13 protein-coding genes and 1 riboswitch are annotated in these 13867 nt (G+C 61.3%); of the genes, 7 read left to right on the top strand and 6 right to left on the bottom strand.

Annotated features, from left to right (window positions below):
• Positions 1-112: 112 nt before the first annotated feature.
• Complete coding sequence (locus tag SOM61_RS09825) at positions 113-1021, bottom strand: DUF3667 domain-containing protein (RefSeq protein WP_320473917.1); 909 nt, start codon at positions 1019-1021, stop codon at positions 113-115.
• A 143-nt stretch (positions 1022-1164) separates the two neighbouring features.
• Here SOM61_RS09825 and SOM61_RS09820 point away from each other — a divergent pair, with 143 nt between their 5' ends.
• The 7 genes from SOM61_RS09820 (at position 1165) to ribB (ending at position 8805) form a co-directional block, all read left to right on the top strand.
• A complete protein-coding gene (locus SOM61_RS09820; RefSeq protein ID WP_147935644.1) occupies positions 1165-1491 on the top strand; it encodes a hypothetical protein in 327 nt (108 codons plus the stop codon).
• A gap of 3 nt (positions 1492-1494) precedes the next feature.
• Entirely contained in the window at positions 1495-1926 is a 432-nt protein-coding gene (locus SOM61_RS09815) for an OsmC family protein (protein WP_320473916.1), read from the top strand.
• Positions 1927-2025: 99 nt separating this feature from the next.
• Positions 2026-2439, top strand: a complete 414-nt coding sequence (gloA, locus tag SOM61_RS09810; protein WP_292035590.1) for a lactoylglutathione lyase — start codon at positions 2026-2028, stop codon at positions 2437-2439.
• 149 nt (positions 2440-2588) lie between these two features.
• Positions 2589-3557 (top strand): IS1595 family transposase, encoded by a 969-nt coding sequence (locus SOM61_RS09805; protein ID WP_320473915.1) that lies wholly within the window; start codon positions 2589-2591, stop codon positions 3555-3557.
• Positions 3558-3723: 166 nt separating this feature from the next.
• The gene (locus tag SOM61_RS09800; protein ID WP_320473914.1) at positions 3724-6372 is read left to right on the top strand and encodes a type VI secretion system Vgr family protein; all 2649 of its coding nucleotides are present in this window, start codon (positions 3724-3726) and stop codon (positions 6370-6372) included.
• A 72-nt stretch (positions 6373-6444) separates the two neighbouring features.
• On the top strand, positions 6445-7707 hold the full coding sequence (locus SOM61_RS09795; protein ID WP_320473913.1) for a hypothetical protein: 1263 nt from the start codon (positions 6445-6447) through the stop codon (positions 7705-7707).
• Between the two features lie 196 nt (positions 7708-7903).
• Positions 7904-8055, top strand: a riboswitch (FMN riboswitch).
• Positions 8056-8157: 102 nt separating this feature from the next.
• A complete protein-coding gene (gene ribB, locus SOM61_RS09790; protein WP_320473912.1) occupies positions 8158-8805 on the top strand; it encodes a 3,4-dihydroxy-2-butanone-4-phosphate synthase in 648 nt (215 codons plus the stop codon).
• Positions 8806-8861: 56 nt separating this feature from the next.
• Here the strand turns inward: ribB and SOM61_RS09785 are convergent, their stop codons facing one another.
• From SOM61_RS09785 to SOM61_RS09765, 5 genes are all read right to left on the bottom strand, one after another.
• Entirely contained in the window at positions 8862-10388 is a 1527-nt protein-coding gene (locus tag SOM61_RS09785) for an eCIS core domain-containing protein (RefSeq protein ID WP_320473911.1), read from the bottom strand.
• Positions 10389-10499: 111 nt separating this feature from the next.
• Positions 10500-11858 carry a TolC family outer membrane protein gene (locus SOM61_RS09780; RefSeq protein ID WP_320473910.1) on the bottom strand — a complete coding sequence of 453 codons (1359 nt, stop codon included), beginning with the start codon at positions 11856-11858 and terminating at the stop codon, positions 10500-10502.
• A gap of 37 nt (positions 11859-11895) precedes the next feature.
• On the bottom strand, positions 11896-12219 hold the full coding sequence (locus SOM61_RS09775) for a rhodanese-like domain-containing protein (protein ID WP_123067826.1): 324 nt from the start codon (positions 12217-12219) through the stop codon (positions 11896-11898).
• 9 nt (positions 12220-12228) lie between these two features.
• Complete coding sequence (locus SOM61_RS09770; RefSeq protein WP_320473909.1) at positions 12229-12882, bottom strand: protein-L-isoaspartate O-methyltransferase family protein; 654 nt, start codon at positions 12880-12882, stop codon at positions 12229-12231.
• Between the two features lie 320 nt (positions 12883-13202).
• Positions 13203-13844 carry a TetR/AcrR family transcriptional regulator gene (locus tag SOM61_RS09765; protein ID WP_320473908.1) on the bottom strand — a complete coding sequence of 214 codons (642 nt, stop codon included), beginning with the start codon at positions 13842-13844 and terminating at the stop codon, positions 13203-13205.
• Positions 13845-13867: the final 23 nt, after the last annotated feature.

Below are 13867 nucleotides of genomic sequence, written 5' to 3'. Positions count from 1 at the left end.
ACACGCTGGAGATTAACCGATAATCCCTGCGGCTGCCATACGGCGCTCGGCAATTACTGTATAGATGAACAGTATAGCGGGCGCCGGCCCTGCACTGCAAGAGCCTCCCGGCTCAGCCCATCAGTACCATACCCATCACGGTCAATACAGCCGAGGCCAGGGTCACGATGTGCGCGAAGATCAGCACGGTCCAGCGAACCACGGTGCCCACCCAGCTGCGCTCGTAGACGCGGCGCATCGCGATCGGCAGGTAGAACACCAGCCATAGCAGCAGCGCGAAGGTTATGAATTTCCAGCTTTCCGGCACCAGGATCATCACCGACAGCATCAGGAAGGCAAAGGCATTCACGTGCAGGGCGAACAGGAAATGCTCGCCATAGCGACGCCCGGTGCCCAGGTACAGGATCTTCAGGTACAGCGCGAACAGCGGCATCATGGCGAAGATCGCGTAAGGCGTGTAACTGTAGAAGGCCTGCTTGAGCGCCGACTTCTGTGCCTGCGGGGACAGCGACATGAAGCGCGCCACTCGTTCGCGCAGCACGGGATGCACATTGCTGGCCTTCTTGTCGAGCACGCCCAGGACTTTTTCATACTCGGCGGCGTCCGCTCCCATGGCCGGGCCCAGCACCGTCTCCTTGGCACGCCCTTCGGCCACCGCGGCGGCCAGGGCCGGCGACGGCTCGTCGAAGCGCGCCACCTCGACGCCACTGAGCTTGAACAGCGCAAAGAAAATAATGCTGAAGGTGAGGTACAGGCGCAGCGGCTCGAGATAACGCACGCGGCGGCCCTCGATGTATTCGCAGGTCAGCAAACCCGGCTTGGCAATCAGCAGGGCCAGCGACTTCCACAGCTTTCCCTCCAGCGCCACGTAGTGGGCGATGAACTCGTGCAGGAATTCGCGTGCGCTCGGCACGTGCAGGTGGGTGGCCTGCCCGCACTGCTGGCAGTAATTGCCGTGCGTGGTCGTGCCGCAGTTCTTGCAGGGGATGCTGGCGTGGTCGGTCAGGGTGTGGGAGCTCACGGCGCTTTCCGTCAATACGGTCAAGCTCCCATGTTAACCATCTAATTGCAAAAAAGCATCATCAAATTACGGCTTTCAATTGCGCGACTGTTTCGATGCGACACAGTTACGATGGGAATGACGAAATGACAAAGGAGAGCACCATGGTGACTGAATCCAAGGATCGGTTCGTCAATACGAAGGAACCGATGAGCAACGATGGCGTCAAACGCCAGCCACACGAACGCGACGAGACGCCGGACGGCCAGGACCAGGAACCGCGCGGCGTCATGAAGCAGGCCGCCAAGGACCTCGAGCAGGGCCTGGTCGACACCGATTCGCGCAACACGCCCGGCATTTCGGAGGCGGTCGACCCCGCCCCCGGCGCCACTGGCCAGGCCCAGCCGCAGCCCGACCGTCATCGCGACATGCGCGACCACGACGCCGAGCCTGCGCCCGAAGACAACGACAACGACACTGAAAGGAAATAACACATGACGATCAAACGCGATGGCAGCGCAGTCTGGAGTGGCGGCATCAAGGATGGCAAGGGCCAGGTCTCGACCGGCAGCGGCGCCCTCAAGGACCAGCCTTATGGCTTCAATACCCGCTTCGAAGACGCACCCGGCACCAACCCCGAAGAGCTGATCGGCGCGGCGCATGCCGGCTGCTTCACGATGGCGCTGTCGGGCCAGTTGGGCAAGGCCGGCCTGACCGCCGACGAACTGCGTACCAAGGCCACGGTATCGATGGAAAAGGTCGAAGGCGGCTTCTCGATCACGGCCGTGCACCTCGAACTGGTAGCCAAGATCCCCGGCGCCAGCCAGGAAGACTTCGACAAGGCGGCCACCACGGCCAAGGAAAACTGCCCGGTCTCGAAGCTGCTGAACGCGAAGATCACGCTCGACGCCAAACTCGAGAACTGATCCGGCGCGCCGCGGGCCGTCCGGCCTGCGGCGCCTTCGGCAAGGATGCCGTCGAACGCATAGAATGGCGGTTCTTCGAAACACATAGGGCAAGCCAAAATGCGCATCCTGCATACCATGTTGAGGGTCGGCGACCTGCAACGCTCCATCGACTTCTACACCAAGGTGCTGGGCATGAAACTGCTGCGCACCAGCGACAATCCGGAATACAAGTACAGCCTGGCCTTCCTCGGCTACGGCAGCAATCCGGACCACGCCGAACTCGAGCTGACCTATAACTGGGGCACCGACAGCTACGACATGGGCAGCGCCTACGGCCACATCGCGATCTCGGCCGAAGACATCTACGCCACCTGCGAACAGGTGCGCGCAGCCGGCGGCAACATCACCCGCGAACCGGGCCCGGTCAAGGGCGGCACCACCGTGATCGCCTTCATCACCGATCCCGACGGCTACAAGGTCGAACTGATCGAGCGCGCCGACCATGCCGGCGGCGGCGGGCTGAGCACTTAAGCACTGACCTGATTTTCAGCAAGGATGGCGCGGCGCCTGCAGGTACCGCGCCATTTTTTTAGGCGCTGTCATCGTTAGATATGGATGAGCATTGAACTGCTGAGCTGATCCGCGGTCCAATCCCGGTCGCCATCGATCGGGAGCGCGCCATGAGAGCGCCGAAGTTCGCCAAGCTGGTCGCCCAACTACCGCTACTGAACCAGCCGCAGCGTCAGCAGGTCCTAGCCGCCCTGCATCCGGCAGCCGGACTCGACCGGGTGGTCGCCCTCATTGGGGAGATCCGGTCAAAGGGGCGCTGCTGCCCGAACTGCGGCTGCGAGCGTTGCCACCGCCATGGCCAGGCCAACGACTTGCAACGCTTTCGCTGTTGCGCCTGCGGACGCACCTTCAACGACCTGACCGGCACGTCGCTGGCGCGGCTCAGGCACAAGGGCAAGTGGCTCGATTATCTGGAAACGGTCCTCGATTCGCGCACAGTGCGCTCTTCGGCCAAGCGTGTCGGCGTGCACCCCAACACGACCTTTCGCTGGCGCCACCGTTTTCTCGACCGGGTCAAGGACGACCGGCCTGACCGTCTGCTAGGCATCGTCGAGGCAGACGAAATGTTTCTGCTCGAATCGCAGAAAGGGGCACGCAAGCTCGATCGCCGGCCGCGCAAACGTGGCGGCAGGGCCGCCCTGCGCGGGATTTCGCATCACCTCGACTGCATCCTGGTGGCACGCGACCGCAGCGGCCAGACCATCGACGCCGTGACCGGCCGCGGCGCCTTGAGGGTGGCCCAGCTGGTCAAGCACCTGCTGCCGAGACTCGATCCCCAGGCGCTGCTGGTCACCGATGCCAACGCCGCCTATCCCGCCTTCGCCCGTGCCCATGGCATTGCGCACCAGGCCGTCAATCTCAGTGCCGGCAAACGCGTCCGCAACGGCGCCGAGGGCGCCATCCACGTTCAAAATGTGAACGCCTATCACCGGCGTTTCAAGGAATGGCTGGCGCGCTTCCATGGCGTGGCGTCACGCTGGCTCCCCAACTACCTGGGCTGGCATTGGGCGCTTGATGGCGGGCGGGTCACTTCTGTCGAGCAATTGCTGCGTATTGCATTCGGAGTCATCAACAGATAACGAGGACAGCGCCTTTTTTTATTCCCCGCTACCCGCTACGCATATCCCACTTCCGGCTTGACGACCGTCATGCCTGCAGGCATCACCGACCAGGCCAGCTCTCTTAAAATCGACATTGCCGCCAACGCAAAGGAGCGACGATGTCCATCCCGGCCTGCCTGCGCCCATGAGAGCCTTTCCCGACCCCGCTTCGCTCGGCCTGTTCGGCACGGGCCTGAGCCAGCATGCGCGGCTCCTCACCCTGGCCAGCAGCCAGAAAAGCGGCCTGCCGCAATCGCTCGTGGCGGAGCGCTTCGCGGGACGCGAAGCCGTCAACGCCCTGTTCCGCTTCGAGGTCGATGCGCTCAGCACCTCGACCGACCTTGACCTGTCTTCCTTCATCGGCGAAGAATTGAGCGTCGGCCTGCTGCAGCCGGATGGCGGCCGGCGCGCCTGGCATGGCTTGTGTACGCAAGCCTCGTGGCTGGGGGCCGACGGCGGCGTCGCCCGCTACCGCCTGGTACTCGAACCAGCGCTGGCGCTGTTGACGCTGCGGCGCGATTGCTACCTGTTCCAGAACAAGACCGTGCGCGACATCGTCTGTGAATTACTGGCCGATTATCCAAAGGTCGAAGTCTCATTCGACGTGACGCAGGAGCTGGCGCCGCGGCCCGTCTGCACCCAGTACCGCGAAAGCGATTACGCATTCTTCGAGCGGCTGCTCGCATCCGAGGGCCTGAGCTGGCGCTTCGATCATGCACCGTTCGACACTGTGGCTGGCGCCGACCACGGCCAGGCCCGACACCGGCTGGTGATCTTCGACCGGCGTGCACGGATTCCCCCGACGCCGGGCGGCGCGACGCTGCGCTTTCACGGCGTGCGCGCGACCGAGCGCGACGATGCGATCGACACCTTCCACGCGCGGCGGCGGGTAGCGGCGAACGGCGTCAGCATCAGCAGCTGGAACCCGGCAGTGTTGCTGGCGCCGGCGGCCGAACTGAACTCTCACCTCGATGCCGGCGCCCTGCCAGTGCTGTCCATCCATGACGGCAGCGGCGAACGCATCGGCGGAGACACCGGCGCCGCGATGCGTGCTCACAGCGAGTTGATGCTGCTGGCGCTGGAATTGGACAACAAGATCTTCGAAGGCGCGGGCGCCGTGCGCCGGCTCGCGGCGGGACATGGCTTTACCTTGACGCAGCACGACCGCTACCCGGCGGGAGCCGATGCGTTCAGCGTGTTGTGGGTGCGGCACGAGGCGCGCAACAACTTCGACACGGGAATCGCGGGCGCGTCGAAACAGGTCGAGAACGGCACCTACCGCAATGCCTTCGCCTGCGTGCGCGACGTGGTTGCGCTGGTGCCGGCAGCGACCGCCGCGCCGCATCCCTGCACGAGCCTGGGGCCGCAGACCGCGCTCGTGGTCGGCTTGCCGAATGCGGTCGCCACCAGCACGCGCGATCATCAGGTCAAAGTCCAGTTCGCGTGGCAGCGTGGCGTCAATCCGAATCCGGGCGGTGTGTCCCACAACCTGGATGAGCGCGGCAGCGCGCCGGGCAATGACGCTTCCGGCAGCTGGATACGCGTGGCCGAGGCGCTGGCCGGGCCGAACTGGGGCACGGTGTTCACGCCGCGCATCGGCACCGAGGTGCTGGTGGATTTCATCGAAGGAGACATCGACCGGCCGGTCATGGTGGCGCAGTTGCATAACGGCGTCGACCTGCCGCCGTTCGCGGCCGGCGTGGATTCGGGCGCCGAACACGCCGGGGTGCTGTCCGGGATTCATAGCCGGAACTTCGATGGCGGTGGTTTCAATCAGTGGCAGGTGGACGATACGTGCGGCCAGTTACGCACGCGGCTGGCAAGCAGCAGCGCGGGCAGCGAACTCAATCTCGGTTACCTGATCGAGCAGCCGCCCGGAACATCACAGCGCGGGCGATATCGCGGCAGCGGCTTCGAGCTGCGCACCGATGCCTGGGCGGTCGTGCGCGGCGGCGAAGGCGTGCTGCTGTCGACCAGCGCGCGGCCGCAGCTCGGGAGCGGGATTACGTCGACACAGATGGATGCGGCCGAGGCCGTGGCGCAGTTCAGGGCGGCGCAGTCTCTGGGGGACGCGCTGCGCGATGCGGCCGGCCAGTCGCAGGCGTTGTTCAGTGTAGATGCGGCCAAGGCGCAGGAGGAATTCATCGCGCTGATCGATCCTCAGGCCAAGGGCAAGTACGACGGCGCGGTTGGGGGGCAGACGGCGCTCAAGGCGCTCGTTGGGTCGCGCGAGCTCGATGGCGAGCAGCCCGTTGAAAAATTTGGGGCGGCGATCGTGCTGATGGACTCGGCGGCCAGCGTGAATTGGGCGACGCCGGCATCGACCGTGGTCTATGCGGGTGGGCAGATGCAGTGGACGACGCAGTCGGATTTCCATATCGCTGCGGCGCATACGGTGTCGACCGTGGCGGGCGGCGCGGCCAGCCTGTTTTCGCATGCGGGCGGGATCCAGGCGATCGCGGCGAACGGGCCGGTGTCGCTGCAGGCGCATACGGATCAGCTGGAAATCCTGGCGGACAAGGAAGTCACTGTGATTTCGGTGAATGATCGGATCGAGATCAAGGCCAAGGAAAAGATCGTGCTGCAGGCGGGCGAGTCGGCGATCACGCTGGAAGGTGGGGATATCACCTTTGCCTGCCCTGGGAAATTTTCGGTCAAGGGTGGGAAACATGTATTCGGGGCTGGAAGTAGCACTAAGACTTCGCTTTTAAAGCTTCCCTCCGATCCAGCGACTAGACAAACCGCACCGAATAATTCCACGGCTTCCCCAAAGCTTAGTAATTTTGATGAATAAATCCAGTTCAAGAATACAAATGGCGCACTACTGACAAATCTAAAGTATCAACTTAAATTAGAAGATGGCTCAGTGATTAATGGCATCACAGATGCCAACGGCATGACCGACCGGATTCTTTCTGAACAACCACTATCAATTACGGAAGCAACATTACGGCCAAACACAATCGACTGCTGCGCCACTAGCGAATTACAAGCAGAAGGCAAACTAACTATAATCTTGTCCGATATAACGACAAATTCAACAAATATTGGAACATCATCGGTAGTTGTATCAACACCCCGAGGCGAATCACGCGGAATGACAATTGGCGAGATAAAAAACTGCAGGAGTGTATTCGGCGACTCCATCGATTACAGCAAAGTTCGAATCCATAATAGAGAATTTCTTATTTTTGGACTGCAGCCCAATAATGTTGCGACGGCACCCAATGGCGAGGTTTATTTTAATCACGAACGCTTCCTTCCTGATTTTTCTGAAGCAAAATTTTCGGAAAAGCGTTGGTTTATTCACGAGATGACACATGTCTGGCAATATCAACTCGGGTACCCAGTAATGCTTCGCGGAGCCATTCGCCTCGGACTCAGCTACGTGTACACCCTCAGTATGAATAAACGATTGTGCGACTACAACATGGAAGCGCAGGGATGCCTACTGGCGGACTATTGGGCCGTAAAAAATCATGGATGGAGAGCAGAGTCGCTCTATGAGGCTAAACACATTTACGATCTCCCTATGTTCGAAATCGTTTTAGAAGATTTTATTCTGAACCCGAGCCAAAAAGCAAATTTGCCAAGGCGAAACATGATCAGATCAAAATCATCACAGATGAAAATATTGCACTACATTTCATTCATCATAATATTTTTCATCTATTCATCATCATTTGCTACATCACGAGCCGGGACCGTTAAAATTATCGACTATAACGGAACTCCCTGCTTTTCGGTTCCAAATAACTCTGAAACGAAAAACGGCCTCCCTCTTCATGGACTGTTCGTTAATGAATTGCCAAATAAAAATGATGACGGCCTACCACGCTCCATCTGGAGCTTTAGAGCAACTGACTATAACTCACTCCCCAATACATTTCCAAAACACTGCATTCCATTTGGGGAACTCCCAGACGGAACAACTCAGCGCGCACTTGAGCCACTTCAACTATTAAAAGTTTATTCTGTTTATTTGCAAGCTAAACATGAAGGATCAAGTATGGACGGATACTCAGGAGAATTCTGTATAAAACCCGCTGGCTCAGGAAGGACTGTCGTGCAAGTCATCCGCGAGGACTATAGCTTAGGAGACGCCAGATTCGAAGGATGCGTCAAATGAATAAAGCTCCGCTTAGTGCCAGGAAAAAATCTCGTGATCATCAGTGCATTCCAGATCAGTTAGGGTAATACTGAATAATTCGTCGAGCTCTATTCCCTGCTGTGAGCAGACCTGAGAATATTCACAGCTACTCAGCAGGATTCCTCACCTGCTGCTACAATCTCGTCTGCCTACCAAACAGGCAACCACAATGTAATTACGTCTTCGGGGCGGGGTGCGATTCCCCACCGGCGGTATGACCTTCACGGGTCGAGCCCGCGAGCGCTTGCTCAACTCCCATTGAGCAGGGTCAGCAGACCTGGTGAGAAGCCAGGGCCGACGGTATAGTCCGGATGAAAGAAGATGTGCGCTGTCATGCGCCTGATCTCCCGCGCCTTTGCGGTTGAACAGGTGCGCGGTTTCGCTTTGCCCTGATGCGTTTTTCGCCAACCTATGCGAGGAGCGTTTCACATGTTAGTCCCTACCTACACCCTTCAAAGCAACGATCTCGAAGGTCGTATCGCCGCCGCCCTGGCCGCCATGCGCGCCGGCATCCCCGTCATCCTGCTCGACGACTTCGACCGCGAGAACGAGGCCGACCTGATCGTCGCCGCCGAAAAACTGAGCGTCGAAACCATGGCGTTGATGATCCGTGAATGCAGCGGCATCGTCTGCCTGTGCCTGTCCGACGAGAAGGTGCGCGCGCTCGAGCTGCCGCCGATGGCGCCGGAGAACGGCAGCCGCTACGGCACCCCGTTCACGGTCTCGATCGAAGCCCGCCATGGCGTGACCACCGGCGTCTCGGCCGCGGACCGCGTCTCCACCATCCAGGCCGCGATCGCGCGCAATGCGCAGCCGGACGACCTGGTGCGTCCCGGCCACGTGTTCCCGCTGCGCGCCACGCCAGGCGGCGTGCTGGCGCGTGCCGGCCATACCGAAGGCTCGGTCGACCTGGCCAAGCTGGCCGGCCTGCAGCCGGCCGCCGTGCTGTGCGAACTGATGAACCCGGACGGTACCATGATGCGTGGCGAGCAGATCGAGCAGTTCGCCGAAGAGCGTGCCTTCCCAATCCTCACCATCGCCGAACTGATCCAGTGGCGCCGGGCACGGGCGCTGTAATCTTTCCAAGCCGCCAGGCATGCGCAAGGTCCTTCCGCGCTTCGCATGCCTGCCTGTTACATGGCTAATGGACCGCCAGTCGGATTCGCGGCATTCTGTCCGGCCAGGATTGCCTGCGAAACGTTCGCAAATGGGCTCCACTGATTGATCTCAAGTCCATTCTCGCCGTCCACGGCGTCCTGGACATGCGAAGAGTAGATCGTCATGGCCTTTTTCCCATCCATGTCGATCAGGTTCCAATGTGTGTGGATATACATGGTCGTGCCGCCACCAAAAGCATACTTCAGGAAGCCGGTACGCTTGTTGCTGTCTTGCTGGTAGGGCTTGTCGTCTTTTTGCTTCGTCAGGGAGGCGCCCCCAAGCTCAAGCCTTGCCTGGAATCGCACGAGATACTTCATCTGCACCGACGATGCGGCTGTCAGCTTCCATGCCACCCATTTTTCCAGGTACATCAAATTGTTCTCGTGAGCCGAATCCTGCAAGGCAGCCTGGACGGTGAGCGCACCATTGGCTCCTCCCGCCAGCGTCAGCACGGACGGAACGTTATAGCCATGGATATTGGTTGCTAACATTGCCGTTACATGCGTCAATCGGTTTTCGCCTGCGGCCGCACATTGCAGAATTTGCTCGATATGTGCCGGCGCTTGCTTGACGATCGCCCGCAGATCCGCCTCGCTTTCCCTGCTTTTCAACACCGCCCCATAGAGCGGTGCCAGTCCAGCCTCTTCTTCGAGGACATCGACGATCGTCTTGCGTGGCGCCGCCGCCGTGGCCGACATCTGCTGACTGTCGCGGTTGGTTTTCGCGGCCTTAACCGACAGCAGGAAGTCGTCGCCAAACCTCTCGACCTTGGCGCCACCCAGCGCCATAGCGGTATCGAGAAGCTCGTTATCGAACAGCTCTTCTATCGCCGTATCTGAAAGCTTGCTGTCACTCTGGAAAGCGTCGACCTCGGAGAGCTTGATGAGGGCTCCTTTCAGCTTGTTCTTGAGTCCTTTGCTCTTCACACGCTGCAATGTACGCTGTGGCACGCCGCCAGCCCCCCGGGGCACCGGCGCCGTCGCTCCGGCATGCCGCGCCGCCCGCGCGCCCATGGCGTCCGCCTCGCGCTCGAGCGCAGGGTCGTCATTGATCGCCACGCCACCCGCCATGGCGTTGGACTGCACGCGCCCCTGCTTTTGCTGTGCCACGTGCCAGGCCTCGTGCGGCAGATGATGTTCCTGGCCTGGCCCGACGTGGATCGCGCTGCCCTGCGCATAGGCATGCGCCTGCAACTGGGCTGGCGCCGACGAGTTGTAGTGCACCTTGACGTCATCCATCGCGACGCCCGACAGCTGTTCGATACCGGATTTCAGCTGGTCCGGCAAGCCGGTGCGGTTCGGGGTGGACGCGATCGACGCGCCAGCCTGGATGTTTTCCATCGCGCGGCGCTGCGCGATCACCCTCGGACTGCGATCGATGTAGTCGGCGAGCGCACGCTGGGCGACGGCGTCCTCGCGCGCGCTTTCCCGCGCGCTTTCCCGATCCGTCGATGCAGTAGCCCCACGCCCCCGGTCTTCCGGGAAAACCGCCTTTAGCTTCATTGGAGATCCTTTCGATTCATGCCTGCGACAAGCCATGAAAAAGCCCGGCATCCAATAGCTGGACCCGGGCTCGCCGTCATCACGAACGCGTTGCGAACGTGCGCCGATGCATCACTCGCCCAACAAGCTATTCACCGGCACCAGGTCCGCCTCGCGCAGCGAACCGGCCGCCGCCTTCAGGCGCAGGCCGTTGATGATCACGTCATAGCGCGCGCGCGACAGGTCGGTGCGGGTCTGGTACAGCTGGCGCTGGGCGTTCAGCACGTCGATATTGATACGCACGCCGACCTGGTAACCCAACTTGTTCGACTCCAGCGCCGACTGGCTCGACACTTCCGCCGCTTCCAGCGCCTTCACCTGGGCCAGGCCGCTGTTCACGCCCAGGAACGATTGGCGCGCCTGCAGCGCCGCGTTGCGGCGGGTCGCTTCCAGGTCGTTGCGGGACTTGTCTTCCAGCGCGATCGATTCGCGCACCCGGCTGGTCACGGCGAAGCCGCTGAAGATCGGCACGCTCCACTGCACGCCGATCGCATTGTTCTTCGTGTCGCCCGAGCTGCCGGTGCGGCCGTTGATGTCGCGGCGGGTCGAACTCGCCACCAGGTCGACGGTCGGCAGGTGGCCGGCGCGATTGCGCGAGATGTCGCGCATGGCGATCTCGACCTGCAACTGGCCGACGGTCACGCCGTAGTTCTGGTTCTCGGCCGACGACACCCAGGGGTCGACCGAGGCCGGCTGCGGCACCGCCAGCGTCACGCCCGGCCGCAGCGCGGCCAGGTTGCCCGGCGCGGTGCCGATGATCGTCTGCAGCGTGTTGCGCTTGTTGTCCAGGTCGTTGACGGCAGCGAATTCCTGTGCCAGCACCAGGTCATACGCGGCCTGCGCCTCGTGGGTGTCGGTGATGGTCTGGGTGCCGACCTCGAAGTTGCGCTTGGCCGACGCCAGCTGTTCGGTGGTCGCTTCCTTCTGGGCGCGGGTCGACTCCAGTTTATCTTGCGCCGCCAGCACGTCGAAATAGGCCGTGGCCACGCGCGTGATCAGGTCTTGCTGGGCCTGGGCGAACTGCGCCTCGGCGATCGCCTGCTGCAGCTTGCTCTGCTGGTAAGTCTGCCAGCGATCCCAGCGGTACAGCGGCTGCTGCAGCGACAGCGTGTATTCGTTGGTGCGCAGGTTCGAACCGCTCGAATCGATGATGCCTGGCTGGCCATTCGGCAAGGTGCCCACCTGGCCGATATTCCATGGATCGAAGTCGTTGTCGTTCTTGCTGATCCCACCACTGAGACCCACGGTCGGCAGCAAGCCTGCACGCCCCTGTGTGATCCGCTCGCGGCCGGCGGCCAGCGAGGCGCGCGCGCTCGCATACGTCGCATCGTTGGCCAGCGCCTGCTGGTACACCTGGATCAGGTCGGCAGCATGGGCGTTGAGCGAGAAGCACGCGCTGGCAAGCAGCACGGCAAGTAGGGGTTTCTGCATTGCTATCTCCACAGGAGTCATCTAGTTGAGGATCAGGTCAATACTTCGGCATCGACGGATCGACCTGTACGGCCCAGGCGTGTACCCCGCCTGTTAAGTTTGTTACGTTACTGAATCCATTACGCTCGAGGAAGGCGGCCACGTTCATGCTGCGCGCCCCGTGGTGGCAGATGCACACCACTTCCCGGTCATCGTCGATCTCGCCCACGCGGACCGGAATCAGGTGCATCGGGATCTGGGTCGAGCCTGCGATCTTGCAGGTCTCGAATTCCCAGTCCTCGCGCACGTCGAGCAGCAGCGGCTGCTCGCGCGCCGGGTCGGCCAGCCAGGCGGCCAACTCGGGGGCGGTAATCTGTCGCATCGATCGCCCTCAGAAGGTGAAGCGCGACGGCGCTTCGGCGCCGGTCAGCGGCTTGGCCACGGTCTCGAACACCTTGACCGCGTCGTGCGCCGTTTCCGAGGTGCGGGTGATCAGCTGGCAAGTCATCGCTGGCGCCTCGCCCAGGATGGCGATCATGCGGCCGCCCACTTTCAGTTGCTTGACCAGCGCTTCCGGCAGCACCGGCAGGCCGCCCGAGACCACGATCACGTCGTATTCGGTGCCCGTCGACCAGCCCTGGGCGCCATTGCCTTCTTCGACGCTGACGTTGATCACGCCGGCCTTGGCCAGGTTTTCCTTGGCCAGGGTGACGCTTTCTGGCTGGATCTCGACCGTGGTCACGTGACGCGCGGTGTGCGCCAGCAGCGCGGTCATGTAGCCGGAACCGGTGCCGATCTCCAGCACGTTCTCATGTTTCTTCACCGCGATCTCTTGCACGATGCGCGCTTCGACCTTCGGATTGAACATCGTTTCGCCACCCGCCAGCGGGATCTCGACGTCCGCAAATGCCAGGTTTTCGTAGGCCTTCGGCACGAATTGTTCGCGCTTGACCACGTGCAGCAGTGCCAGCACGTCCTCGTCCAGAACGTTCCACGGACGGATTTGCTGTTCGATCATGTTGAAGCGGGCTTGTTCGATATTCATTTCAGTTCTCGGTGGAAAAATAAATAATCCGATATTCTAATCGCTCAATGGCCTCTGGACGCACATCTTAACGATGCACGGCCGAGCCAGCGGAAAATTGCGACAGTCTGCAGTTTGAGGGGGATGAACGCCAGAAATCCGTCCCTGGCGTGATTGGCAACTCAGAACCTATCCCGGTAGGTGGGGGGAAGTTGATGCCGATGCATGGCGAGCGTGAGCAAGGCGCGAGGAGGCCGCATGGCTAGCCATGCAACGACGAGCAACGCAGCGCACGCTTGCCAGGCGCGGCAGGAACGACTCCCACCTACCGGGATAGGTTCTTACTGTGATGGAGGAAGCAGGCCGTGCAGGGTGATGTCGAGGAAGGCTTCCAGGAAGGCTTCAGGCTGCAGGTCGCTGCGCTCACAGGGGGCGATCGTATGCTTCCAGGTCGAGAGCATCAGCAGCGGCGCGATCAGCACCTGGGCCGTCTGCGGCACGTCGATCGCGCGGAATTCGCCGCGCCGGATGCCGCGTTCGAGCATGTTTGAAATCATGCGCATGCGGCGCGTCATGACTTCTTCCCGGTAAAAGCGCGCCAGCTCGGGAAAATTATCGGCTTCGGCGAGGATCAGCTTGCTGATGCCGGAAGCCTTGGTCGCGCCGATGCGCACCCACCAGGACAGGATCACGTGACGCAGCAATTCGGCGCTATGGCCATCGAACTCCGCCACCGATGTCTCGGCATCGTCGATCGTCGGCAGGATGGTCTGCCGTACGACGGCCTTGAACAGGTCTTCCTTGTTGGCGTAATACAGGTAGAGCGTCCCCTTCGACACCCCGGCGCGGCGGGCCACGTCTTCCAGGCGCGTGGAGGCGAAACCACGTTCGACGAACAGCTCCATGGCAGATGCCAGGAGTTCCTTGGGACGCGCATCCTTGCGACGTTCCCAGCGCGGCTTGCTGTCAAGTTGGCAGTCCATATTCCCGCCCAGAAATTATCGAA

It is taken from the genome of Massilia sp. CFBP9012 (genome assembly GCF_034045115.1).
Classification (GTDB): Bacteria; Pseudomonadota; Gammaproteobacteria; order Burkholderiales; family Burkholderiaceae_D; genus Telluria.
Note: the sequence above shows the minus strand (reverse complement) of the source record. Positions and strands in the feature narration are given on the sequence as shown.